The following is a 24976-nucleotide window of genomic DNA, read 5'->3' on the forward strand; positions in this document are numbered from 1 at the left end:
GCGTTGATGCAGGTCAATCCCGGGACTAGAATACAGTCGAGGCCCGGCAGGGCCGGGCCTCGTCGCCTGGACGGAGAGGGCAGGAGAATAGGCCCCCGTCGCTATTCTCCGCCGCCAAGCGAATGTACGTAGACTGCGAGCTCCTTGACCTTGGTCTCGCCGAGACGGTCAATCCAGGCTGGCATCACGCCGTGTTTCGGCGCGCGCACCTGGGCGGCGATGGCTGCCTCGCCGGACCCGTAGAGCCAGATGGCATCGGTCAGATCGGGGGCGCCGAACTCCCTGTTGCCTTTCGCGTTGGCGCCATGACAGGCCACGCAGTTTTCCGCGAAGACCTTGGCGCCGGGCTCGATCAGACTTGCGTCCTGGACCTTGCCGGAGAGGCTCGCCACGTAGGCGCTGACCTGTGTGATTTGCTCGGGCGTGATGATGTCGCCAAAGCCCGGCATCTCGGAGATGCGTGTGTCCGGGTCGGACGCGAAGCGGATGCCGTGCGTGATCGTCTGCTGGATCTGGTCGGCCTTGCCGCCCCACAGCCAGTCGTCGTCATTCAGGTTGGGAAAGCCCTTGGACCCCTGTGCGCCCGAGCCATGACACTGAACGCAATTGACCTTGAATGTGGCTCCGCCGGCCGCGACCGCGAATTCACGGAGGGCATCGTCGGCGGCAATCTCGGACACGGTCTTCGATTGAATTGCCGCGACATACTTGCCCTTCGCAAGTTCGGCCGCCGCCAGCTCGTTCTTGACGTCATTTCGGCTCGAATAGCCAAGCAGCCCACTCGTCGCGGAGGACAGCATCGGCCATGCCGGATAGGCGATGGTGTAGCCGATAGCCCAGGCGATGGTGATGTAGAAGGTTATCACCCACCACCTGGGAAGAGGGTTGTTGAGTTCCCTGATGCCATCCCATTCATGGCCGGTCGTCGAGATGCCCGACACGTCGTCGATATGCTCTGTGCTCATGATCAGTCATCCTTGAGGGGAATTCGGGCGGCTTCATCGGCCTGGCTGCGGGCGCCTGGTCGAAGTGCGAAGGCAATGCATCCGACAAAAAAGAGCGCCATCGCCAGCAAGCCCCAACTGTCAGCGAATTCCCGCATCAGATTGTAGTCCATGGTCGTACTCCTCAGCGGTAACCGGCGGCTTCGTCGTAGTGTTTGAAATCGACCAGCGTGCCGAGCATCTGCAGATAGGCGACAAGCGCGTCCATCTCGGTGACCTGCTGCGGATTGCCGTCGAGATCGCCGACCTTCGCTTTCGGATAGCGGGCCAAGAGGCCGGATATGTCGGCGTTGGGATCGGCCTGCGCCGTCAAATCGGCGTTGGCGTTCGCGATCATGTCGTCGGAGTAGGGGACGCCAACGCGCCTGTTCGCAACCAGATGCGTCGAGAAGTCCTTCACCTCGATCGGCTTGTCCTTGAGAAAGGCATAGCCCGGCATGATCGATTCCGGCACCACCGATCGCGGATCGGACAGATGCTGCACATGCCACGTGTTCGAGTAGCGGTCGCCGACCCGGGCCAGATCCGGCCCGGTTCGCTTTGATCCCCATTGGAACGGGTGATCGTACATCGACTCGGCCGCCAGGCTGTAATGACCATAGCGCTCGACCTCGTCCCGGAATGGCCTGATCATCTGGCTGTGGCAGAGGTAGCAGCCCTCACGCACATAGATATTGCGGCCGGCGAGTTCGAGCGGCGAGTAAGGCCGCATGCCTTCGACCTTCTCGATCGTATTGTCGAGATAGAAGAGCGGGGCGATCTCGACGATGCCGCCGACCGTCACCACCAGAAGGGAACCAACGAGAAGAAGCGTGGCGTTCTTCTCGATGATCGCGTGTCTGTCCATCAAGCCCATTTCTGGCTCCTATTGTGCAGGCTGTAGAGCGGGAACGGAGCCCGGCAACGGTTGCTCCTGGCGCTGGTGGCCGAGGATCGTCATGGTGATGTTCCAGGCCATGATCAGGGCGCCGGACAGGTACATGGCTCCGCCGATGGCGCGCATGACGTAATAGGGATGCATGGCGGCGACGGTTTCGGCGAAGGAGTAGACCAGGAAGCCCTGCTCGTCGTATTCGCGCCACATCAGGCCCTGCATGATGCCGGAAACCCACATGACCGCGGCGTAGACGACGATGCCGAGTGTCGCCAGCCAGAAGTGCCAGGTCACGAGGCGCAGCGAGTAGAGGCGTTCACGGTTCCACAGCTTCGGCACCATGTAATAGATCGCGCCGAACGAGATCATGCCGACCCAGCCGAGTGCGCCGGAATGAACGTGGCCGATGGTCCAGTCGGTGTAGTGGCTGAGCGAGTTGACCGACTTGATCGACATCATCGGGCCTTCGAAGGTCGACATGCCGTAGAAGGCGATGGCGATCACCATCATGCGGATGATCGGATCGGTGCGGATCTTGTCCCAGGCACCGGACAGCGTCATCAGGCCGTTGATCATCCCGCCCCATGACGGCATCCAGAGCATGATCGAGAACACCATGCCGAGCGTCTGCGCCCAATCGGGCAGGGCGGTATAGTGGAGATGATGCGGGCCAGCCCAGATATAGAGGAAGATCAGCGCCCAGAAGTGGATGATCGAAAGGCGATAGGAGTAGACCGGCCGGTTGGCCTGCTTGGGCACGAAGTAATACATCATGCCGAGGAAGCCGGCCGTCAGGAAGAAGCCGACCGCATTGTGGCCATACCACCATTGCGTCAGCGCATCCTGGACACCGGAAAATGCGGAATAACTCTTCGAGCCCAGGAAGGAGGCCGGCATCGACAGGTTGTTGACCACATGCAGCATCGCGATGGTCACGATGAACGACAGGTAGAACCAGTTGGCGACGTAGATATGCGGTTCCTTGCGCTTCAGGATCGTGCCGAGGAACAGGAGGAGATAGGCGACCCAGACGATGGTCAGCCAGATGTCGACATACCATTCAGGCTCGGCGTATTCGCGGGATTCGGTAATGCCGAGCAGATAGCCGGTGGCCGCCATGACGATGAAAAGCTGGTAGCCCCAGAACACGAACCAGGCGAGATTGCCGCCGAAAAGCCGGGCGCGGCAGGTGCGCTGCACCACATACATTGACGTGCAAAGCAGAGCGTTGCCGCCGAAGGCAAAAACGACGCCGGATGTGTGCAGCGGCCGCAAGCGCCCAAAATTGAACCAGGGCTGGATGTTGAGATCCGGGTAGGCAAGCTGCAGCGCGATGACCACGCCGACGAGCATGCCGACCACGCCCCAGAACATGGTGGCGATGGCGCCGTAGCGGATCGGCCCATCCATATAGGCGGACGGATCGATCCGCGCTGCCGGCGCGAAACTGGTCTTGCGCAGAAGAATAGCGATAAAGCCCAGCAGCACGATGAACAGCACCCACATATGCTGGCGGAAAGGCTCATCCACGCCAAAGCCGGCGGCCACCAGGGCCGCGAATGCAAACAGGCTTAGAGCCACAGTTTCAGTGCCGAATTTCATGACATGTCCCCGACCTCGGATTCCGTGCGCGGAAAACAATCCGCATCAGCACCAATTCCTCAGCCGGGTTGCCGGCGCCTTGATCCATGTCAAAGCCCACCGCGTTATCATTGGGCAGCGTAAGCCTTGTGAAAGACCGGAGGCTGACATTGAATTCGGAGAAAGTGCGAGGATCGTCGCTGTTTGAAAACTACCGGGACATCTCCACGCTGGCCGGGCGGGAGGCCGTCCCGACCGCTGTGATGCGGCGTGCGCATGACGAGAAACTCCGCCTTTGCGATGCTTTGGAAAAAATCGCGGACGCTCTGCCGGGTGTTGATCGGATGATATGCCTCAGCACAGCCAACTCGATCGTGCCGCTTCTGCGCAGTATCCATCAGTACGAAGAGGCGATCATTTTTCCGGCTTACGAGGAGGCGGTGGTCGGCAGCGAGGCGAACCTTGCCTCGACCCGACGATTGCGGGCCGAGCATGTGGAAGACGAATGCTTTGCCGGTGAGGTGACTGAAATCCTGCTGGCCATCGGACATGGCGAGACAGTCGAGAATCCCGAAGCCATCGGGTTCATGTTGCGCGGCCTGTTCGAGAACTTGCGCCGGCACATCGCGTTTGAACGCGAGCACGTGCTGCCGATGATCGGGATCGCTGATTGAGGTCAGGCGCCAGAGCGGCCGGCCAAGCGGGTAAGGCTGGTCACCGTTACATGTCGATTGTTCTCGGTCCGGATTAGCCCATCTGTCCGCAGCCGGGTCAACTGGCGGCTCACCGTCTCGATCGTCAGGCCGAGGAAATCGGCGATGTCGGCGCGTGTGAGCGGCAGCTCGAAGCTCGTCGCGTTGGTGGCCGGATCGAGCGTGGGATCGATGTTTCTGGCAATCATCAGGAGGAAGCTCGCCACTTTTTCGGCGGCCGTCTTGCGTCCCAGCGTCACCATCCAGTCGCGTGCTTCGTCAAGCTCGTTCAATGTCTGCTTGAGCAGGCGATGCTCGAGCTCTGGCGATTCCCTCATCATTCTCTCGATGGACGCTCTTGGAAACGAGCACAGGGAGACGGCCGTTGCCGCTTCGGCGTTGATAGCGCTTTCCACCTTGAATGGCCGCCCCAGAAAATCGGGAGCAAACTGAAGCCCGACAATCTGTTGGCGACCGTCCGAAAGGCTTTTCGTCAGCTTCACCACGCCGGAAAGCACGTTGGAATAGCTGTCGACGGTCTCGGCGTCGCCAATCAGTTCCACGCCCGGTTCAATGGTGTGCTTTGACGAAATCTTGGCGAGCCCGACCAATTGATCGGCGTCGAGCGCACCGCAGACGCCGCGATGCCGCGCCTCGCATGATTGGCAAAGCACGGGAATGCCGGCGCTATGAACATCTTGACGCACTGTCATCACGATCGTCCCATGGCCCTGGGTATCGGCAAGATAAGTGTCGGCCATTGAAAAAGCCTTGTGACAGTTTGTCCGGTGCAAAGGCTTTGACCGAAATCAAGGCATTGGCGCGCGATTGCGGCCATTGCCTGACCTTGCAAACACAGGGAAAGCGACATGCAACCGGAAGTGGCCGCCAGGCTTGGCGAAAATGTACCGCGCTACACGAGCTATCCGACGGCGCCTCATTTCCACCCGGGGGTTGATGCGACTGTCTGTCGGACTTGGCTCGAAGCGCTCGAAAGCCATGACGAGATATCGCTCTATCTGCATATTCCCTACTGCGACAAGCTGTGCTGGTTCTGCGCATGCCACACCAAGCAGACCCGGCACTATCAGCCGGTGGCAAATTTTCTACACTCCTTGCATAGAGAGATCGAGACGATTGGCAGCCTCGTGCGCGGCAAGGGCCGGGTGCGCGCCATCCATTTCGGCGGCGGCTCGCCGACGATGCTGAAGCCCGAGGACATCCTGTCGCTGGGAAAAGCGCTGCGTGATCGTTTCGATGTGCTCGACGATGCCAGCCTCAGTGTCGAAATCGATCCCAGCGACATGGATGAGGCCCGGCTCGACGCCCTCTGCGCGATCGGCATGACGAGAGCGAGCCTCGGCGTTCAGGATTTCGATCCCAAGGTGCAGCAAGCCATCAATCGCGAGCAAAGCTTCCTGCTGACCAAGAGCGTAGTGGACGCCGTGCGGGCGCGTGGCGTGAATTCGGTGAACCTCGACCTGCTCTACGGACTGCCGCACCAGACCCTTGAGAGTGTTGCCCGGACCGTCGCCCAGGCGTTGACGTTGCAGCCCGACAGGCTAGCGCTGTTCGGCTATGCACATGTTCCCTGGTTCAAGAAACATCAGACCATGATCGACGAAGCATGGCTCCCCGATTCTGCCGGACGGTTGGCGCAATCGCAGCTCGCCGCCCGGCTGATCGTGGACGCCGGATACGAGGCCCTGGGCCTGGACCATTTCGCCAAGCCGGACGATACGCTCGCCATCTCGGCTCGCACCGGCAAGATACGTCGCAATTTCCAGGGCTATACAGAGGACAATTGCGAGACGCTGATCGGGCTCGGGCCGTCCGCGATCAGCCGGTACCGCCAGGGCTACGCCCAGAACATCGTCGCAACCGGCGCATACGAGAAGGCCGTGGATTCCGGACAGCTGGCAGTGGCGCGCGGCATCGAGCTCAGCGTCGACGATCTGGCGAGAGGCTGGATCATCGAGCGTCTGATGTGCCATTTCGCCTTCTCGGCCATCGAACTGGTCGAACGCTTCGGCGACGTCGGCCAGCGACTCCTGGCCCTAGCAAGTCGACTTGCGATCAGCGGCGGCGACCTGCTGCTTCGGCTCGACGGCGAAAACTTCGTCGTGCCGAAGGACAGCCGCCCGCTTGTCAGGACGGTGGCAGCGAAGTTCGACAAGTACCTCGAAGCCGGCACGGCCAGGCATTCAGTGGCGGTCTGAGCGCCTGTCCGGTCAGAAGTGCTCGCCGACCCTGAACGGGCCGATACGCGTTCCCGCCGCGATCAGATAAGCGGTCGACCAGCCGATCAGGAGAAACCCGTTCACGCCCTCGAGCGCCGCCAGGACGCGCCAGCCATGGGCGGGAACCACGTCCCCATATCCGACCGTCGAAAAGGTGATGGTGGAAAAATAAAGCGCGGTCTCGAAGTCAGGCAAGACGCCGAGTTCAAGATATACGCCGGCCCACAGCCACACCTCGGCCGTGATGACGGCAAAGAGCCCCATGACGACGCTGATCATCGCAATCACTCGGCTGCGCCGGCCATGCATGCGGAAGCGAGCCACGAGGTGCGCCATGGCGTGGGTGATCGCGATGAGGCCGAAGGTGTGGATGAGGACCGTCAGGCTGATGACGATCGTGCCGGCGAACAGATTTATGACCATATGCTGATCGTAGCGGCGCAGCGGCGCTTTGCATTGTGCAAGATCAAACCGATGGAGGCGGCCTTCTTCTGGGGCGCCGGCCAAGATCCGGCATTGCGCAAATATTTCGCGGTCGACTTTACCGAATTACAATCAGTCATCTGCTAAGGTACATCGATATCTCGGACGATCGCCGCCAGGCGAAGGCATGATGCCGCCCCGTCCGTGCCGGTTTGAGGCCGGCGGTTGCGCTCTTCACGCATGACTGCGGCGCCGGCAATGCGCCCTGTTTCGCCGCCGCGCCAAGCGCGTCGGCTTCCGAAAGGCTATCCGATGAAAATCCTGATCGTGGCGGCGCTGCTGGGCGCACTGCCTCTCTCCAATGCCATGTGCGCCACGCTTGGAGCACCCAGGGGCGATGTCGTCCTGACGGTCACCGGTCACATCGACAACACCAACGCTGGAAACACCGCGACCTTTGACATTGCCATGCTGCAGGCACTTGCCGGCAGGCGGGCGATCATGGAAACCCCCTGGACCGAGGGCGCCACCGAGTTCGATGGGCCATATCTGAAGGCCGTCCTCGATGCCGCCGGCGCCCATGGCAAGACGCTGCGGGTCAAAGCCCTCAACGACTACGCGGCCGACGTTCCGGTCGAGGATGCCACCGACTATGAGACGATCCTTGCACTCAAGATGAACGGCAAGCCGATGTCGGTTCGCGACAAGGGGCCCCTCTTCATGATCTACCCGTTCGACAAGAACCACGAACTCTACAACGAGAAATACTTCTCGCGTTCGGTGTGGCAGATCAAGGAAATCGAGGTCGTCGATTGAAACCCAAGCTGATCGAGAGCCGGGAGGCCGTTCGGCGGGCCGGGAAGGCGACGCGATACCTGATCGCGGTCTCCGTGGGGCTGATGCTTGCGCTTGGGGGCGCCTTCGCCCATCTGGCCGCTAGGCAGAACACACTGCAGGATAGCATTCGCGAGGACGCCTTGTGGGCGGTCTACCAGCTGGATAGGGAAAGCCGGAGCCTCGCGCAGGCGATAGACCGGCTGACCAGCAAAAGCGCCGTCAGCGCCGAGGAGGTCAGGGCGCTCAATCTGCGCTATGACATCCTTTATTCGCGGCTCTCGATCCTCGACAATTCAAAATATGCCTCCTTCTTTGAAACCAACGAAACCTTCCGAGGCGTGCGTATGCAGGTGCGGGGTCTCGTCGTCGGACTTGAATCCGTCTTCGACCGCATAGCCGCCGACGGAGCGGTCGAGCATGCGACCTTGATCGGCGCCTCGGATACCCTTGTTCGCCTGCTGAAGGTCACGGAAGGCCTGCTCAGCTACACCAACGCCTCGGTTTCGGCCTCACGCGCCGATGCCCGCGACGAGGTGATGCGGCTGCAGCAGCTGTCGGCGCTGGTCGTCCTGGCGCTGGGCTGCTCGATCGGACTGCTGATCCTGAATCTCATGCGCCAGTTGCGCATCGTTCAGGTCACCAGCCGTCAGCTTGAGGCGACGGCGGACGAATTGTCGATGGCGTACCGTGCGGCCGAGGTTGGCAACCGCGCCAAGTCCGAATTCATGGCCACCGTCGGCCATGAGATCCGCACTCCACTCAATGCCATTCTCGGCATGTCCGAACTGCTCTCCCTTTCGCAACTCGCGCCGCGCGACATGGAGAGTGTGCGTATCATCACAAGCTCCGGTCAAGCCCTGCTCGAGGTCATCAATGAGATCCTCGACTTCGCCAAGATCGAACATGGCGACTTCGCCGCCGAAAGTGTTCCCTTCGACGCGCCGGCCATGTTGCGTGACGTCGCCAGGGTCATGGAGGGCAGGGCGGACGAGCAGCGCGATCGCATCGAGATATCGAATGGCTGCGCGCATCATGGCGGATGGTACGTCGGCGATCCCACCCGGCTGCGGCGCGTGCTGCTCAATCTGTTGAGCAATGCGGTGAAATTCACCGAGAATGGCCTGATACGTCTCAGCATGGCGGAAAGCGAAGATGGGGCGCGGTTGCGCTTCCAGGTGTCCGACACCGGCATCGGAATCCCGCTGGAATCACGCCATCGCCTGTTCATGCCGTTCAGCCAGGTCGATGGCACGATCAGCAGACGCTTCGGGGGTACCGGCCTTGGGCTGGCCATCTGCAAGAAAGTGGTCGAGGGGCTCGGCGGCACGATCGGGGTCGACAGCAGCCTAGGGGTCGGGAGCTGCTTCTGGTTCGAGGTGCCGGCCAAGCGCAGCGATCCGCCCGTCGTCACCACGACGCGCGCCGTTGTGCTGCCATCATTCAACATCCTTGTGGTCGAGGACAATGCGGTGAACCGCGAGGTGGCGCAGCAGTTTCTCGAATTGCTGGGCCAACGCGCCGTTCTGGCCGCAGATGGCCGCGAAGGCGTTTGCCTGGCATCGGAATGGCAGTTCGATCTGATCCTCATGGACATGCAGATGCCGGTCATGGATGGGATCGAGGCCACCCGTACCATCAGGGCGGCGGGCAACAGGGTGCCGATCGTTGCGATGACGGCAAATGCGTCCGATGAAGATCGCAGACGCTGCATCGAGGCGGGCATGGACGGGTTCGAGGCCAAGCCGGTCACCATGGCGAGGCTCGGCCATCTGATTGACGGGCTCGCCGGAGCCGCCGGCCGAATGGCGCCTGTCATACCCCGCCTGGGCGGCGATGAAGCCGCTGACGGCGGAACTCCCATGGACCTGCGGACGCGCGAATTGATCGAGACTCTTGGACAGGATGCATTCCACAGATTGATGGATTCGTTTCTGGACGACTCCGCCGCGCTGCTTCGCGACCTGCATCGCGCAATGTCGAGCAGCGACCGGACGCTCGCCGACAGAACGCTCCATTCGCTCAAGGGCGCCGCTGCCAATCTGGGCCTGACGTCACTCGCGGCCTTGGCTGATGAGGGCCGCTGCCGACCACTCGACGTCAAGCTGACCAAGGATATCGAGCAGGAAGTTGCGCGGATCGACCGAAACGGCAGAAGGGCGGCGTAGTGATGAGCAACGAAAGCATCGGCATATTGATCGTCGAGGACAACCGCACCAACCGGATGCCGATGGAGATGCTGGTCGGCCAGATCCCGAACTGTGTTGTCACCAGCTATCCGGCGCCGGCGGATGTGCTGCGCGATCTGCCTTCGATCAGCTTCGACCTCGGCATCGTCGACTACCAGATGCCAGGCATCAACGGCATCGAGCTCATCGAACACATCCGCAGCGACCGACGGTTCGCCGACACGCCCTTCGTGATGGTGACGGCCGATGGCGACGCCAGCACGCGCATGGATGCCATCCATGCGGGCGCCATCGAATTTCTGCACAAGCCGATCGAGCCCGTGGAGTTCAAGGCTCGCACAAGAAACCTGGTGAGGCTGTGCGAGGCGCAGAAGGAGCTTGCCCACAGGGCGGAGTGGCTGAGGAGCGAGGTGGCAAAGGCCACGCTCGAACTGCGCCACCGCGAGGAAGAGATCATAAATCGCTTGACCCTCGCCGCCGGATACAAGGACCGGGAAACCGCCATGCACACGACCAGGATGGCGCACTACAGCGCCGTGCTAGCGAAACAGCTGGGATTTTCCCCCGAGCAATGCCGCGACATCCAGCTCGCGGCACCGATGCATGACATCGGCAAGGTGGGCATTCGCGATGCTATCCTCCTTAAACAGCAGAAGCTCAGCGATGCCGAGCGACAGCGGATGAACGAACACACACTGATCGGCAGCGCCATCCTCTCCGGATCGACATGCTCGCTGCTGAAACTGGCCGCCGAGATCGCTGAATCGCACCATGAGCGCTGGGACGGGGATGGGTATCCAAACGGTCTCAAGGGCGAGGCAATTCCGCAGGTCGGACGCATCGCCGCGGTGGCCGATGTCTTCGATGCCCTCACCTCGGAGCGTCCTTACAAAGCCGCATGGCCTGTCGGCCGGGCATTCGACTACATCAAGGAACAATCCGAACGCCATTTCGACCCAGCCTGCGTCCAGGCACTGCTAGCGGCGTCCAAGGACATCCTCGAAGTGAAAGCCGCCTATCCAGACGATCCCGCCGAGAAGCGCTACATGGCTTGAAGTCGCATACAGGTGTCCAGCAACCGGGGCGCAGGTCTGCCAGTTCCCTCCTTGCCGGCTGCTTGATCCGACGCCTTTGCGCCAGATCAAAGCCCGACTGTCGTTTGTGTGCGAAACGCTCCGGAGAGGCGAGGGGGGAGCACACGCGACGTCATGTCTACCAACGGCATCAGCACAATGATCCATATGACGCTGGCCAGGGCCGTTCCCTATGTTACTGGCGCGCTGGCCGCCCATGGCTTCGACGTCGTGCAGTCCATTGGCATGAGGAGCCAAAAGCGGGCCGAAGACGGTTCCAGGATTTTCGGCTTCAGGGTGCTCGGAGTTTCCAATCGCGATATCGTCTTCCAAGGCGCCAACGGCACCGCCAACGCGATCTGGTGCAACGTGTTTCTGTCCGAGCACAGTGAAAACGCGGTCAAGGTCATGGCGGTGGATCCGCTGCCATCGGTAGCGGCGGCCGATCCATCGGCGATGAACGTACGCCTGGCACTGTCCAAGGCTATACTAAGCCTTTAAGGCGCGACCGAGCCCGCAGATCTGCTTGGCGAACACCGTCTTCGTCCGAGAGTTGTCGATTTGCCCGCTGCTGTCGCAGGTGGCGGGTTCGGACTGGGAAGCCGCGCATGTGGGGACCGAAGCACGCGCCGCCTGCCGCCTGTCGGTTGTCCACGCGTCTGTTTTCTGGTGCGTCCTTTCACCGAGGCAAAGGGGAAGCAGCCCGATGCACCGACATCACATCTGAACGGCGCAGATCGTCGACCGCGTCAGGAATCGCTTCTCACGACCATTGTCAAGCGAGAACATGCCGCCGCGACCAGGCACCACGTCGATGATCAGATCGGTGTGCTTCCAGGCCTCGAATTGCGAAGCGCCGATGTAGAAGGGCGCGTCTTCGATGTGGCCGAGCAGTACATCGTGGTCGCCGACGATGAAGCCGGCGCGCGGATAGCACATGGGCGACGAGCCGTCGCAGCAGCCGCCGGATTGGTGGAACAGCACCGGCCCATGTTCGGCAACGATCTCCGCGATCAGTTCGAGGGCGGCCGGCGTCGCCGTGACCTTTGCGTGCATGGTCTTTCCGATCTCCAGTCTTGGGCGCGGCCCCTCGCGGAGCCGCGCCTGTGCGACAAAGAGCCGATCAGAAGAAGCCGAGCTTCTTCGGGCTATAGCTGACCAGCATGTTCTTGGTCTGCTGATAATGGTCGAGCATCATCTTGTGCGTCTCGCGGCCGATGCCGGACTGCTTGTAACCGCCGAAGGCCGCATGCGCGGGATAGGCGTGGTAGCAGTTGGTCCAGACGCGGCCGGCCTGGATCGCGCGGCCGAAGCGATAGGCGCGGTTGCCGTCACGTGTCCAGACGCCGGCGCCGAGCCCGTAGAGCGTGTCGTTGGCAATGCTGAGCGCTTCGTCGTCGTCCTTGAAGGTCGTGACCGAAACCACCGGTCCGAAAATCTCTTCCTGGAAGATGCGCATCTTGTTGTGGCCCCTGAACACGGTCGGCTTGACGTAATAGCCGCCCGCCAGGTCGCCAGGCAGAACATTGCGAGCGCCGCCGGTCAGCACCTCGGCGCCTTCCTGGCGGCCGATGTCGATGTAGGACAGGATCTTTTCCAGCTGCTCGGACGAGGCCTGGGCGCCAATCATCGTCGCCGGGTCGAGCGGATCGCCCTGCACGATCGCTTCGACGCGCTTGAGGGCACGTTCCATGAACCTGTCGTAGATCGATTCATGGATGAGCGCACGGCTCGGGCAGGTGCAGACCTCACCCTGGTTCAGCGCGAACATGACGAAGCCTTCGATGGCCTTGTCGAAGAAATCGTCGTCCTCGGCGACAACGTCCTTGAAGAAGATGTTGGGCGACTTGCCGCCCAGTTCCAGTGTGACGGGGATGAGGTTCTGGCTGGCATACTGCATGATCAGCCGGCCCGTCGTGGTCTCGCCGGTAAAGGCGATCTTGGCGATGCGCGGCGACGACGCGAGTGGCTTGCCGGCCTCAAGGCCGAAGCCGTTGACGATGTTGAGCACGCCTGGCGGCAGCAGATCGCCGATAAGATCGGCCCAGAGCAGGATGGCGGCCGGTGTCTGCTCGGCGGGCTTCAGCACCACGCAGTTGCCGGCCGCAAGCGCGGGCGCAAGCTTCCAGCATGCCATCAGCAGCGGGAAGTTCCAGGGAATGATCTGGCCGACCACGCCGAGCGGCTCGTGGAAATGGTAGGCGACAGTGTCGTCGTCGATCTGCGAAAGGCTGCCTTCCTGGCCGCGCACGGCGCCGGCGAAATAGCGGAAATGGTCGATGGCCAGAGGCAGATCGGCCGCGGTCGTTTCCCGGATCGGTTTGCCGTTGTCCCAGGTTTCGGCGCAGGCGAGGAGATCGAGATTCTCCTCCATGCGGTCGGCGATGCGGTTGAGGATAAGCGACCGCTCGGCCACGCTGGTGCGTCCCCACGCGTCCTTGGCGGCATGGGCCGCATCCAGGGCCGCCTCGATGTCCTGGGCATCCGAGCGCGCCACCTCGCACAGCAGCTGGCCGTTCACCGGGGAGTGGTTATCGAAGTAGCGGCCGGAGCGAGGCTCGGTCCATTTGCCGCCGATGAAATTGCCGTAACGCTTGTCGAAAGGCGCCTTGACCGGGCGTGAGAATTCAACCTTGTTCATGTGTCTTCCTCCCAAAGCTGACGTCGCGGGATGCGACGCTTCGGAAGAGACTTGCGATTTATGCTGCCAATGTCACCGCCACGGAGACAGCGGGCGGGCGGGATGTGTCGCAGAATTGCGACAGTCCTTTGAGGTTTCGACTGGTCAGTGCGACCTGTGTACATCCAGGCGATTGAGCTTGCGGTGAAGCGTCGCGCGGCTGATGCCAAGCGCCTGGGCTGCGGCCGAGATATTTCCGTCTGCCCGCGCGAGCGCTCGCTGCAGAACACCGCGCTCCGCCTCGGCAAAGACTTCGGGGCCAGCCCAGCCGAGCAGATCGGCCGCGGGCATCGGCTTGTCGAGGCACTGCTGGGTAATTCCAAGCGCAAGGCGAGCCGACCGGGTCGCGCCGACCACCAAATCGTCGGTATCTACAGCGATTAGAGCGCCGGAGCCTTTGTCGGCCACCGGCGCCAGCAAAATGCGCGCCTTGGGGAATGCCATTTTGAAGTTTTCTGCTTCGATCCGACGCGCCGCGTCGATAACGGCCAGCGAAATAAGGTTGGCAAAAGCTTCGGTCAGGTCAGCACGGCAGGAAGACACATCAAGCGCTGCCAGCAGATCTCCCTGGTGATCGTAGATCGGAGCCGTGGTGCAGCTGAGCCCCGTATTGCGCGTATGGAAATGCTGGTCGCGGTGGATCGTCAGCGCGCGCTGTTCGACCAGACAGGTGCCGATACCGTTGGTGCCCTCGCTTTGTTCGTTCCAGACGGAGCCAGTCCACAAACCCCAGGAATGAAACGTTTCGTCATCCACGGGCGCGCCGCGCCGTTCGACCGGCACGCCGTCACGATCGGCGAGGAGGACACAGCACCCGACGCCGCCCACCGCAAGATAGAGCCGGTCCAGACTCGATTGGGCAGCCCGGACGAGTGGTTCGATGCGTTGTCGGGCCTGCCCCAGCTCAGTCTCCGTGAGGTAGCGTGGGGAACTGCAGTCGGCTGGATCGAGCCGGTGCAAATTGGAAGACCGTCGCCAGGACGCGACCAGCGCGGATTTCGCCGCCGCGTCCGAAGCGATCGCGGCCTGAATGCGGTCGGCATGATGACCGGATAGGTCCTCGCCCATGCTTCCTCCCAAGACCAGTCTTTCCTTCAACTAAATCAGGCTTTCCTTCAGCTCCCGGAACATCGCTGCTTCAAGACAAGGTCGCGCTGGTGCCATACCAGATTCGGCTTTCAGTCATGACACTGTCAATTCGACAGAAGAACCAGAGGAGGAGTCACGAACTGCGATATCCGGCCAAGCCATAGCCCTCCTCGCCGAGAACACTCTTTGCTCCTAGGCGTCCATCAGGTGGTTCAAAATCTAGCACAAAGAACCGGGCATTCATTGATCGAGAGCAAAGATCTGCTCATTATGGCCTGGTCGCCGAAATTACCGCCAAGGCATACAGATAACTGCCCTGCAGACGTCGCTGATCGATGTGGAACAATGCAGGAAGATTTCTGATCGCAATCCACGAAAAATCAACAGAATCAAAAATATAAATGTATCTTCCGCGCCTGAAAATATCTTTCAGGAGTGAGTTCCAATGGAGAAGCATCTGGCCAAACTATGCATGAATTCACCTGGGGCTACGATCCGAAACCCGCAGATATGCCATTTCATGCCGCCTTTTAATTGGGGAAGGATTCATGATTTTCTTACTTGTCTCTTGACAGAAAGATAAAAAATCATTCGACTGAGAAAACGGCGGCTTGGGGTGCCGATATCAAAAAGAGGCTTCGCCATGAAGCGGGTCTTTGTCGAAGCTATCGGCAGCAAGGTTTCAAGTATCGGTTTTGGCTGCGCTTCGCTTGGCTCTCGCATCGGAGTTCGCAAGGGCATCGAGACCTTGGAACGCGCCTACGAAGCAGGGGTGACCTGGTACGACGTAGCGCCTTCTTATGGCGACGGCATGGCTGAATCGATCTGGGGTGAATTTGCGTCCAGGAAACGCGATCGCGTCTGTGTCTGCACCAAGGTTGGCATGCGCCCACCGAAGACCTCCGCCACCATGCGACTGCTGAAGCCGTTGTCGCGGATAGCTGTGGCGACGGTTCCGGCGCTTAAGCAGCATGCTTCAAGAGTGCGCCCCACGCCTTTCAAGGTGCCGCTGTCTGCGGCGTTGATAAGATCAAGTGTCGAGGAAAGCCTGGGGCGTCTTCGCACGGACTATGTCGATGTCCTCGCACTGCATCGTCCGACCGCCGAAGAGCTTGTTCGCGAGGATATCATCCGGGCCGTGGAGCGCGTGATTCAGGACGGGAAAGCCCGGGCCATCTCGGTCGCGGGAGATCTCGAGGCCGGAATGACGGCTCTCCAGGAATCGCTGCCTTATCGGTTCGTGCAGATTGCCAATACCCCGCTGGAGTCAAACCTCGCCAAGTTGAAGGCGCGCTCTCACCGGCACAGAACGTTCGTAACGCACGGGACCTTCTCGGGCCTCAATCGAATCGTCGCGAAATTCAATGCGCGCAAGGAAATACTGGTCGCTCTTGGTGACCTCGGATACCACGGCAGTCCCACTGAAATTGCGATCGCATTTCTCGCCGATTACGCATTCGCAACGAATTCAGCCGGCGTCACCCTGGTCTCCATGTTCAAGAAGGAACACCTCGATTTCAATCTGCGGCGATTGAAGCACGATCCAACACCCGACCGCCTGAATGCCGCCATAGCCGCGCTCGACATGGGTGTGGAAGACTGATCGGCTGGCAGCTTGCCGGGTTATCCAACGACAGGTTTGACTGGCGCAGGAATGCCGAACAGCTATACTGGGAAGATCAAGCCAGTGGGGTCGCCATGAGCAAAGAGTTCAGTGTCGCCGACGCCTATGGTACGGGCCGCGCCATCTTCATGGGACTTGAGTTGCTCGTCGCGCCCGGTGCGCTCGTCCCCCGGCCAGAGACGGAATTGCTGGGCATGACGGCCCTTGGTGTTTTGCATCAAATGAACCTGCCGGCGCCGCGCATCGTCGACATGTGCTGCGGCACTGGCAATCTGGCGTGTGCCATCGCCCACCACATTCCCACCGCACGTGTCTGGGCGAGCGACCTCACCGATGGATGCGTCGACGTGGCGCGCCGCAACGCCGCCCATCACGGCATGGCTGACCGCGTTTCGGTGCTTCAGGGCGACTTGTTTGACGCTCTCTCGGGCCTCGGGCTCGACGGGACGATCGACGTGATCGTCTGCAATCCGCCCTACATTTCGGAAAAGCGGCTAGAGGGCGACCGAGCGCATCTGGTCGAACTCGAGCCGCGCGAAGCGTTCGCGGCCGGCCCTTACGGCCTGAGCATCCACATGCGGGTGATGAAGGACGCGCCACGATACTTGCGGCCTGGCGGCACCCTGCTCTTCGAGGTCGGCCTTGGCCAGGACCGGCAGGTGATGGGACTGCTGGAGCGCAGCAAGGCATACGAGAACATCCGCGCTGTGTCGAACGAAGCGGGCGAGGGCCGGGTGGTTCTGGGGCAAGCAAAGGCGCAGGCATGAGCGTGCCGAAAGCCAGAGCAATTGCGCGAACCGCTCCGGGCTTTACGCCGGCAATCAGTTCATCTTGCGGATGATGTATTGCTCGATCCCTTGAATGGAATCGAGGTTTTCAGGCAAGAGTTCGCTGTCTTCCACGATGATGCCAAAGGTCTCCTCGATGAAGCCGATAATCTCAAGCACTCCCGTCGAGTCGACGATGCCTTGATCGAGCAAGGACGTGTCGTTCATCAATGTCTTCACGTCGCTCACGTAGAAATTCGAAACCAGGAAACTGCGGATCTGCTCGCTGTAGATTCCGGTGCGGTCCTTGATCGTCAACATGAATTCGCCCTCTGTAAGACACCATAAATTAAGCGACCTCGTCCCCGAGCCCACCTCATGACAAAGCCGTTTTCTTGAGTTTGCCGGTATCCGTCATCGGCAGGCTGGCCACAACGACGATGGACTTCGGAACCATGAAGTTTTCCAGTCGTTTCTGGCATTCCATCTGCAGCTGTTTTTCGCCGATGGTTCTTCCATTCTCCATCACGACGAACGCCTTCACGGCCTGCCCAAGGAGTTCGTCGGGAACACCGATGACCGCTGCTTCCCGGACACCGGGAATATCCATAAGGGCGTTCTCGACTTCCTTCGGCGCCACCTTCTCGCCTCGCGACTTTATGATCTCGTCACCACGGCCGACGAAGTAGAGGTAGCCCTCCGCGTCCATCCGGCAGTAGTCGCCGGTGTATAGGACCTGCTCGCCGGGCAGCGGGCCGGGTTTGAGCTTCCTGGCCGTCGCTTCGGGCTTGCCCCAGTATCCCTTCATCACTGTCGCGCCGCGAATGACGAGCTGGCCGACGACGCCGGGGGCGACCCGCCTGTCATGTTCGTCAACGATCCACATTTCCGTATTCGGGATCGCAATCCCGACGCTCAACGGCTTTCGCGCGAGATCCTCCGGCGGCAAATAGGTGCAACGCTTGCATTCGGTGAGGCCGTACATCGAATAGATGCGTGCGCTCGAAAACAGCTCCCGAAGCATGAGAATATGCTTGAGAGGCAGGGCCGCCGCGGTGTTCGTCACGTAGCGAATGCTTGAGAAATCCTGATCCTTGAGGGACTTGAGCTCGGAGAGTGCCGCAAAGATGGTCGGCACGCCGGGAAAACCCGTAACCCCCTCTTGCCTGATCAGCCCAAGGACCTGCGCCGGGAAGGCGAACGAACGTTCGAGCACCAGCCGGGCCCCGGTGCGAAACGCCATGATCATCTGGTACAGGCCGTAATCGAAGGCGAGGGGCAGGACATTGAGGATCACCTCGTCCTCGGCAAGCTCGAGGTAGGAAGCGATCGACGTGCATGCGGTCATCATGTTCCTGTGCGTCAGCATCACGCCCTTGGGTTCCCCTGTCGAGCCGGACGTGTAGATGATGGCGGCAAGATCGATATCGATGCAGCGCCGCGCCGGCGGCTTGGCGCTGGCGGCGACCGCGATGTCCCAGCGTACGGCTTGCGGCAATCGGGAGAGCTCGTCGTCATCGATCGATCCGGAAACAATCGTCCGCAGAAGTGACGGGCAGCTGCGCGCCGGTTCGCGGAAGATCGAGTGCAAATGCGCGTCCGTGATCAGCGCCGCGGGTAGGCAGTCGTTGAGCAGATAGTCAAGCTTGTCGCTCTTGGTCAGCGGGTTGACGATGCACACCACCGCATTCGCCTTGAGCACCGCCCAGAAGCTCACCACCGTCTCGACGGTGTTGTCGGCAAAGATCATCACACGGTCGCCGCGCGCGACCCCTGATGCGGCCAAATCCGTGGCGACTGCATTGGCGCGCGCCTCGAGCTCGCCATAGGTGACACGTTGCTTGCCGCACACCAGCGCCACCTTGTCGCCGAGCCGGCCGGCGGAGTGGGCGAGGTAGTCATGCAGCAGGGGTACGGCATCATGCAACATGCAAGCGCTCCTCCCGATGTTCGCGGTCGACGTCGACGCTGAGTCCACGCATGTGGGTTGCACTGGGACAGCTCGCGACAAACTGCTGGTGAAGGAGCTGGGTCGACAGCACGCCGACAAGCGCCATGTTGTCGGCATTGGAAAGATCACCGTCACCGGTCCTGGCCTGGCACTTGTCGAGCAGGCGTGTGACCGAAGCCGGATCGAAAACATTCGCCTTGCGTATAGCCGTCTCCGAAAGCGCTTCGCGAATGTACTCCGGTGCGGCGTCGGCAGCGAAGCAAAGCGCATTGGGTGCCCGGAATGGCTGCTTCTTGCGGGTTACGATCTCGGAGGGCACGATTGGCTCCGCCACGCGTTTCAGCACGTGCTTCTCGTCGAGGACACGCAGCTTGTAGGAAGGCGGAAGTGAATTGGCGAGCCTCACAAGTTCATCGTCCAGGAATGGGAAGCGTCCCTCGACGGAGTTAGCCATCAGCATCCTGTCGCCCTGCGAGGAAAGCAGATAGCCCGACATCAACGTCTGGACCTCGAGATACTGGTCCTGCGCAAGAGGGCTCCAGCGCGAAAACGCCTCGGGCAGACGGCCAAGCAACTCCGACACGGCGTCGCGGCGCTGGGATTCGGCGCGCAGATCCGCGGAGAACAGACGCTTGATGGCGCCGGTGCTGCGCCAGCGCGTATCATGGGCAAAGCCGGGCGCCTCATAGGCCTCGATCCCGCGCCCGAAAAACTGGCGCGCCATCGCTTGCTGTTGCACCGGCGAGCGGGTGAGATACGGGTAAAGCCGCTCCAGGAGGCGTGAGCGTCGTGTCGACGTCGGCTGGCGTCCCCAGAATCGGCGGACCTTGGCTTCGCGGAACAGGTCGTAGCCGGCGAACATTTCGTCGGCACCCTCGCCGGTCAGCACGACCTTGATGCCACGCTCGCGCACCAGCCTCGACAGCAGGAACAGCGGCGCCGGGGCGGTCCTCAGTATCGGGCGCTCGGTGTGGTAGATCACCTCAGGAAAGATTGCCGCGATATCGCCGCGCGAAACCACCACCTCGTGGTGTTCGCTGCCGGTTGCTTCGGCAACGAGCCGCTGGAAGCGGGTCTCGTCATATTCGGCGTCGGCAAAACGCAAGGAGAAGGTCTGGAAGCGTCGGCCGGCGAAGCGCCTTCCCAGTGTCGCCACAAGCGAGCTGTCCAGCCCTCCCGAGAGGTAACACCCCACAGGCACGTCGGCGCGCACCATTCGGAGTGCCGTCGCGGTTTCGAGGGCGTCACGCACGCGGTCCACCGCGTCATCGCACGACCCGGTGAACTCGCCCTGCAGCACTCCGAAATTCTCGGGGTAGGAAGGCTGCCAAAAGACCTGCTCGCGAACAGTGCCATCCTGGTAGATGCGGACATGCCCGGGCACGAGCTCGTGGATTCCCTGAAATACCCCCTGCGGTGGAACGACCGTCCAGAGCGTGAAAGTCTGATCGAGGCCGGCAGGATCAAACGCTCGGGGGATGGTTGGATCAGCGGCGAAAATGGCCTTCACTTCACTGGCGAAATAAAGGCGGCCCGCATGCTCACAAAAATGCAGGGGGCAAATGCCGAACCGGTCGCGCGACAGGACGAGACGACCTGCTATTGAGTCCCAGATTGCGATCGCCCATTGGCCGTTCATCCGCTCGAAGGCCGCTTCGCCCCACGCGCGATACGCATGCAGCGCGACCTCGGTGTCGCTGCGGGTTCGGAAGCGGTGGCCGAGCGCAATCAGCTTTTCCCGCAGCTCGACATAGTTGAATATCTCGCCGTTGAACACGATCCAGGTCGTATCGCCTGTGTCCGCAAGCGGCTGCTGGCCGCTGGAAAGATCGACGACGGACAGGCGGGCATGCGCCAGCCCCGCGCGTTTGTCCCGGTAAAGGCCGCGCTCGTCCGGACCTCTGTGCGAGAGCGTGCCCACCATTCTCATCAGCGCCTCGCGTGAAGGAGAAGCCGCCGCGGCGTTCAGGGCCACAATTCCAGCGATGCCGCACATTCCCGCTCAATCCTCGCCAATTTCCACGGAGAGCAAAGGCCGTGCGTGAAGATAGTGGGCGGCCCGCCGTTTCGCGTCGATGTCCTTGAAAACCTTCTGCAGCTGGGGCTCGGTGAGGCCGGCAACCGCCGCGACCTCGTCGTTGGCGATCCCTTGGTTCAGGCCGTAGAGGCATAGATCCATCAGATGATAGGGCAGCGCGAAGTAGAACTCCTCCTGGCTTTGCGCCATGGAGAATGTGTCGGTGGTCGGTGCCCGCTGGCGGATTTCCTCGTCCACGTCGAGATATTCCGCGAGCTGGTAAACCTGGGTTTTGTAAAGGTGGACGATCGGCATCACGTCGGCGGTTCCGTCACCCTGCTTGACGAAGAACCCCTGGTCGTACTCAAGACGATTTGGTGTCCCCGCAACCGCATATTTGAGGCGGTCGGCGTGGTAGTATTCCGTCATCTTGCGCAGACGCTGCTTATAGTTGGTTGCGGCGACGATCTGCAGATAGGCAGCAGGCGACAGACGCACCGTGTCGACCTTGCCCTCCGGATCCTGGACGGTGAGCCGGGTGATGTTGAGGCCGTTGCTCTCGAGAACCGGTTCGATCACCAGCTTGCATTTCCAGCCGTCCCCGTAGTCGGGAACGACGGTCCGGATCGCCTCGATCTGCCGACGGTAGGCGCCGACGGCCTCCACTGCCGGGCCTATGTCTTCCAGGATATTCTCAATGCCAAGCTGTGACGCGACCCGGCGGCCAAGTCTCAGGGAGTCGCCGGAGGAATCGCGCTCCGGCATGAACAGGCCCAAGACCTTGTCCTTGCCGAACGCCCGTGTGCACAGGGTCGCGACGACGGAGCTGTCGATGCCGCCGGAAAGGCCGACAACCACTCCGCGACGGCGGAGCGTGCCAAGAACCTGCTTGCGCAAGGTGTCAACGATTCGATCGACCTCCGCACGAGCATCGAGCACCAGCATGTCCTTGCTGAAATGTGAGATCACGTCGATGACAGATCCTCCCTTTTGCGAGACTCGGCCGGGGAGTAGGTCTGCACGACGGCCGTCTCGATGAGCGGGCGGTTGGTGGCAAGATTGGGCTCTACGACAAGGTCGATGTGGTTGCCGATGATCGGAACCACGTCCAAATGTGCCAGAGCACTTTCCCAGCCCAGGGCCCGAGGCATTCCCTCCCGACGGCATCGGAACAAGGTGCCGGAGATGGGCAGGGCCGGTTTGGGTGCCGCGAGCCACTGGAAGAAAGACTGCGCCCGCAAGACTTCCTGCAGTTCCAGTTTGGTTCTGAAGCTTGTCGGGCTGAACTCTCCCTTGCCAAAGCGGTCGAGAATCCTGGCGAGATACGCCTCGCAACCCATGGCGACGGTGATCTTGGCAAGAGCTCGGCAAGCCATCCGGTGGGCGGATATGCGATTGGTGCGAATGCGATGGAATGTGCGGGTAAGTGTTTCCCAATGGTTGCTCGGCTCGTCCAGAAGGCTCGTATCGAGGATACCCAAAAACCTTACCGATCGACCGGCCGCCAGAAGCCGCGCCGCGACCTCGAACGCAACCGCGCCACCAAGCGAATGGCCGAGAAGTCGCACAGGGCCGTCAGGCTGGGCGCGGTCTATCTGCTCGAGTGCGGCGGCAGCCATGGCAGAGAGACTGTTACGTCCGTCCAATATCGCAGCGAGGCCAGGATATCGAATGGGGTTCACCCGGGCGACTTTGCCCATGGCGGCTGCGAACGCAGCCAGGCTCGGACCATAACCGACGGACCCTGGAAACAGGAAAAGAACCGGAGGGTGATGCTTCTTGGCGTGTCGTTCGCCCGCCTGTGCGGATACGACAGCCTTAACCATCTCGTCGAAGCTCATACCGACGGTGAAGGCCTCGAGGCCGAGCTCTTGCCCTATGGCGCTCTCGATCGCCATGACGCAATGCAGCAGCTGCAGCGAATCTCCCCCCGCCTCATCCCAATTTCCAGCCGCAGCGCCCGTGTTGAGAACCTGCATCCACGCGTGCTGCACCATTTGCCTTGTATTCAGTTGGCCTCCTGTGGGGAGCGGTCGGGCAGCGGGCGGCTGGACGGCTGGCGCGGTCTTTCTCTCCGTACGATCCATTTCGGTGAGCGTTGCCAGGTCAACCTTGCCTCCCGGCAAGCGTGGGATCTCCGCGATGGTGTGCAACCGCAAGGGACGCAGCGGCGCCGGCAACGTCGTTCTGACGAGCTGACGGAGCTCCTCCGCGAAAGCAGCCCCGGCGAAGCGCTTTGCAACCGCGAATGCAATGAGTTCCTCGGCCGGCGTCACGATTGCCACGGCATCCGCCACCGAAGGCGCGCAACGCAGGACCCGTTCGAGCTCGGCGGGCTCGACGCGTCGACCATTGATCTTGATCTGGCGCCCCTTGCGGCCGACGATGCGCAACAGGCCATCATCGTCCAGCCGAACGAGGTCGCCCGTCGCAAAAACCCGCACACCGGGATCGTCCGGGTCCGGCCGCGCGGGAATGACGACGCCGTTCTCCCAATAACCAAGCAGAACATAGGGGCTTCTGATCAGAAGCTCTCCACTCTCGCCTGGCCCGACATCGTGTCCTGCTTCGTCGACAATGGCGAATGCCATCCCGGGAAGCAGCCTGCCGACGGGGATCGATGCGTCTTGCTCCGGCCAATCCTGCGGCAGGAACCATTGCGAGCCGGTGGTCTCGGTTGACGAGTAGCCGATCTGGATCAGGCACTGGTCCGAAACGGCTTTGCGCAGCAAGGCGATGTCCGTCCACGATACCTTCTCGCCACCGATCCGGGCCACTCTGAGCGACTGGAAAGCGTCAGGAGGGGCCTCGGTCAACAGTGCTCGAAGCAGCGCCGGCACAAGATAGGCGATCGACACGCCTTCGGCTTGAACCCGAGCACGGACTGCGCGGAGGCCGACCGCCTCCACCTCGAGAAGGTGCAACGTGGCGCCCGTCAGCAGTGCGGTAAAAATCTCCCGGCAACCGGCAATCGTGGCAGGCCCGGTCAGCGGCAGGAAAACGTCATCCGCGTTGATATGGCACGCGTCGACATATTGCCGGACCCGCCACAGCAGGCTGCGTTGGCTGTTGACGATGCCCTTGGGGCGTCCGGTGCTGCCTGATGTGTAAAGCACCATTGCGGGCGCATCGACGGAAACCGAAGGGAGCTGTGGCTGCTGTGACGCCTGTTGACCGTTCTGCGCGACGCCAGCCGCAATATCGATCCATAGGACTTCCTGCGGCAAATCGATTGGGCGAACGTTTCCAGCGCCTATAATGGCGCCGAGGCGTGCGGCATTCACAATCTCGATGATCCGAGAGCCCGGATCTCTCATGTTGAGCGGAACCGAAGGCCGCCCGGCCGCCATACTCGCCAGTATCGCCACAGCGTACCAGGCCGAGTTGGCCTGAAGGATTCCGACCGCCTGTCCTTCGGGAACGACGGCAGCGATACGGTACGACAATGTCTCGACAGCCCTGAAAAGCTCGGAATAAGTCAGGCGATTGACGCCGTCGCCGATCGCGAGCTTGTCGGGATATTGCCTTGCGACGTTTCTAAGGTGATCGAAGACGGGAATGTCAGCAAAACCGGCGCCCATCCGCTGATAGGGGCGCCAGAGGAGTTCCCCTTCGTCAAGAGCATATTCGGGAATATCTGACCATCCGCGGGTCGTCGTCGGTCGACAATCCACCCGCAGGTCTTGATTCACCGCTTCAGACTGCAAATACGCTGAAGACATTCAGGGCCCCACCAAGCTGAACGTCGACCATCACTCGCCACCGAAATCTTTTCATCAATCATTCGGATGATGCCTCAATCTTGATCAGACAGCGCTTTCCCGCCCCCGGCCTCGAGGAAGTTCTCCAATTCCCCTTCAGGAACGGCCGGTCCGCCCGGAGGTCCCCGATCTTGAGACGCTTGCCAAGGGCCAATCCCGCGTGCCTCCGGCATATAT

Annotated in this window: 22 protein-coding genes; 8 read left to right on the forward strand and 14 right to left on the reverse strand. The window is 61.3% G+C overall.

Annotated elements, in window-relative coordinates; translation table 11 throughout:
* Nucleotides 1-101 precede the first annotated feature (101 nt).
* Genes ccoP through ccoN form a run of 4 tightly spaced genes read right to left on the reverse strand, consistent with a single transcriptional unit; the run spans nucleotide 102 to nucleotide 3480 of the window.
* Entirely contained in the window at nucleotides 102-965 is an 864-nt protein-coding gene (gene ccoP, locus D3242_RS26585) for a cytochrome-c oxidase, cbb3-type subunit III (protein ID WP_019860164.1), read from the reverse strand.
* A 2-nt stretch (nucleotides 966-967) separates the two neighbouring features.
* Complete coding sequence (locus D3242_RS26590; RefSeq protein WP_064986314.1) at nucleotides 968-1117, reverse strand: CcoQ/FixQ family Cbb3-type cytochrome c oxidase assembly chaperone; 150 nt, start codon at nucleotides 1115-1117, stop codon at nucleotides 968-970.
* A gap of 11 nt (nucleotides 1118-1128) precedes the next feature.
* Complete coding sequence (gene ccoO / locus D3242_RS26595) at nucleotides 1129-1860, reverse strand: cytochrome-c oxidase, cbb3-type subunit II (protein ID WP_064986316.1); 732 nt, start codon at nucleotides 1858-1860, stop codon at nucleotides 1129-1131.
* 9 nt (nucleotides 1861-1869) lie between these two features.
* Nucleotides 1870-3480, reverse strand: coding sequence for a cytochrome-c oxidase, cbb3-type subunit I (gene ccoN / locus D3242_RS26600; RefSeq protein WP_019860158.1), 1611 nt, complete (start codon nucleotides 3478-3480; stop codon nucleotides 1870-1872).
* 242 nt (nucleotides 3481-3722) lie between these two features.
* On the opposite strand from ccoN, the gene D3242_RS26605 reads away from it, so the two are divergent.
* Entirely contained in the window at nucleotides 3723-4133 is a 411-nt protein-coding gene (locus D3242_RS26605) for a hemerythrin domain-containing protein (protein ID WP_038652171.1), read from the forward strand.
* 2 nt (nucleotides 4134-4135) lie between these two features.
* Here the strand turns inward: D3242_RS26605 and D3242_RS26610 are convergent, their stop codons facing one another.
* Nucleotides 4136-4864 carry a Crp/Fnr family transcriptional regulator gene (locus tag D3242_RS26610; protein ID WP_027047203.1) on the reverse strand — a complete coding sequence of 243 codons (729 nt, stop codon included), beginning with the start codon at nucleotides 4862-4864 and terminating at the stop codon, nucleotides 4136-4138.
* A 156-nt stretch (nucleotides 4865-5020) separates the two neighbouring features.
* Between D3242_RS26610 and hemN the strand changes: the two genes are divergently transcribed.
* Nucleotides 5021-6370 (forward strand): oxygen-independent coproporphyrinogen III oxidase, encoded by a 1350-nt coding sequence (hemN, locus tag D3242_RS26615; protein WP_019860154.1) that lies wholly within the window; start codon nucleotides 5021-5023, stop codon nucleotides 6368-6370.
* 12 nt (nucleotides 6371-6382) lie between these two features.
* Here hemN and D3242_RS26620 read toward each other — a convergent pair whose 3' ends face one another.
* Nucleotides 6383-6898, reverse strand: coding sequence for a potassium channel family protein (locus D3242_RS26620; RefSeq protein ID WP_223217877.1), 516 nt, complete (start codon nucleotides 6896-6898; stop codon nucleotides 6383-6385).
* A gap of 228 nt (nucleotides 6899-7126) precedes the next feature.
* On the opposite strand from D3242_RS26620, the gene D3242_RS26625 reads away from it, so the two are divergent.
* The 4 genes from D3242_RS26625 (at nucleotide 7127) to D3242_RS26640 (ending at nucleotide 11411) form a co-directional block, all read left to right on the forward strand.
* Entirely contained in the window at nucleotides 7127-7630 is a 504-nt protein-coding gene (locus tag D3242_RS26625; RefSeq protein WP_064986495.1) for a putative pterin-binding protein, read from the forward strand.
* Nucleotides 7627-9816 carry an ATP-binding protein gene (locus D3242_RS26630; RefSeq protein WP_064986318.1) on the forward strand — a complete coding sequence of 730 codons (2190 nt, stop codon included), beginning with the start codon at nucleotides 7627-7629 and terminating at the stop codon, nucleotides 9814-9816. Before D3242_RS26625 ends, D3242_RS26630 begins: the two co-directional genes overlap by 4 nt.
* Nucleotides 9817-9818: 2 nt before the next feature.
* Nucleotides 9819-10892, forward strand: coding sequence for an HD domain-containing phosphohydrolase (locus tag D3242_RS26635; RefSeq protein WP_064986319.1), 1074 nt, complete (start codon nucleotides 9819-9821; stop codon nucleotides 10890-10892).
* Nucleotides 10893-11045: 153 nt separating this feature from the next.
* Nucleotides 11046-11411, forward strand: a complete 366-nt coding sequence (locus tag D3242_RS26640; RefSeq protein ID WP_147377492.1) for a hypothetical protein — start codon at nucleotides 11046-11048, stop codon at nucleotides 11409-11411.
* 216 nt (nucleotides 11412-11627) lie between these two features.
* Here D3242_RS26640 and D3242_RS26645 read toward each other — a convergent pair whose 3' ends face one another.
* The 3 genes from D3242_RS26645 to D3242_RS26655 all read right to left on the reverse strand — a co-directional run bounded on the left by D3242_RS26645 (nucleotide 11628) and on the right by D3242_RS26655 (nucleotide 14658).
* Nucleotides 11628-11966, reverse strand: a complete 339-nt coding sequence (locus D3242_RS26645; protein ID WP_010914203.1) for a DUF779 domain-containing protein — start codon at nucleotides 11964-11966, stop codon at nucleotides 11628-11630.
* 67 nt (nucleotides 11967-12033) lie between these two features.
* The gene (gene adh, locus D3242_RS26650) at nucleotides 12034-13551 is read right to left on the reverse strand and encodes an aldehyde dehydrogenase (protein WP_019860147.1); all 1518 of its coding nucleotides are present in this window, start codon (nucleotides 13549-13551) and stop codon (nucleotides 12034-12036) included.
* Nucleotides 13552-13695: 144 nt separating this feature from the next.
* A complete protein-coding gene (locus D3242_RS26655) occupies nucleotides 13696-14658 on the reverse strand; it encodes a GAF domain-containing protein (RefSeq protein WP_064986323.1) in 963 nt (320 codons plus the stop codon).
* Between the two features lie 664 nt (nucleotides 14659-15322).
* Between D3242_RS26655 and D3242_RS26660 the strand changes: the two genes are divergently transcribed.
* Nucleotides 15323-16282 carry an aldo/keto reductase gene (locus D3242_RS26660; protein ID WP_038644779.1) on the forward strand — a complete coding sequence of 320 codons (960 nt, stop codon included), beginning with the start codon at nucleotides 15323-15325 and terminating at the stop codon, nucleotides 16280-16282.
* 95 nt (nucleotides 16283-16377) lie between these two features.
* The gene (locus D3242_RS26665) at nucleotides 16378-17070 is read left to right on the forward strand and encodes a N5-glutamine methyltransferase family protein (RefSeq protein WP_064986324.1); all 693 of its coding nucleotides are present in this window, start codon (nucleotides 16378-16380) and stop codon (nucleotides 17068-17070) included.
* 54 nt (nucleotides 17071-17124) lie between these two features.
* Here the strand turns inward: D3242_RS26665 and D3242_RS26670 are convergent, their stop codons facing one another.
* Genes D3242_RS26670 through D3242_RS26690 form a run of 5 tightly spaced genes read right to left on the reverse strand, consistent with a single transcriptional unit; the run spans nucleotide 17125 to nucleotide 24760 of the window.
* Nucleotides 17125-17391, reverse strand: a complete 267-nt coding sequence (locus D3242_RS26670; protein WP_019860142.1) for an acyl carrier protein — start codon at nucleotides 17389-17391, stop codon at nucleotides 17125-17127.
* Between the two features lie 55 nt (nucleotides 17392-17446).
* A complete protein-coding gene (locus D3242_RS26675) occupies nucleotides 17447-19000 on the reverse strand; it encodes a class I adenylate-forming enzyme family protein (protein WP_019860141.1) in 1554 nt (517 codons plus the stop codon).
* On the reverse strand, nucleotides 18990-21017 hold the full coding sequence (gene asnB / locus D3242_RS26680) for an asparagine synthase (glutamine-hydrolyzing) (protein WP_064986326.1): 2028 nt from the start codon (nucleotides 21015-21017) through the stop codon (nucleotides 18990-18992). Before asnB ends, D3242_RS26675 begins: the two co-directional genes overlap by 11 nt.
* A gap of 6 nt (nucleotides 21018-21023) precedes the next feature.
* Nucleotides 21024-22007, reverse strand: a complete 984-nt coding sequence (nadE, locus tag D3242_RS26685; RefSeq protein WP_081296249.1) for an NAD(+) synthase — start codon at nucleotides 22005-22007, stop codon at nucleotides 21024-21026.
* Nucleotides 22004-24760 carry a non-ribosomal peptide synthetase gene (locus tag D3242_RS26690; protein ID WP_064986328.1) on the reverse strand — a complete coding sequence of 919 codons (2757 nt, stop codon included), beginning with the start codon at nucleotides 24758-24760 and terminating at the stop codon, nucleotides 22004-22006. The genes nadE and D3242_RS26690 overlap by 4 nt, the downstream gene beginning before the upstream one ends.
* Between the last annotated feature and the right edge of the window lie 216 nt (nucleotides 24761-24976).

This window comes from Mesorhizobium jarvisii (assembly GCF_003601985.1).
GTDB classification, from domain to species: Bacteria; Pseudomonadota; Alphaproteobacteria; order Rhizobiales; family Rhizobiaceae; genus Mesorhizobium; species Mesorhizobium jarvisii.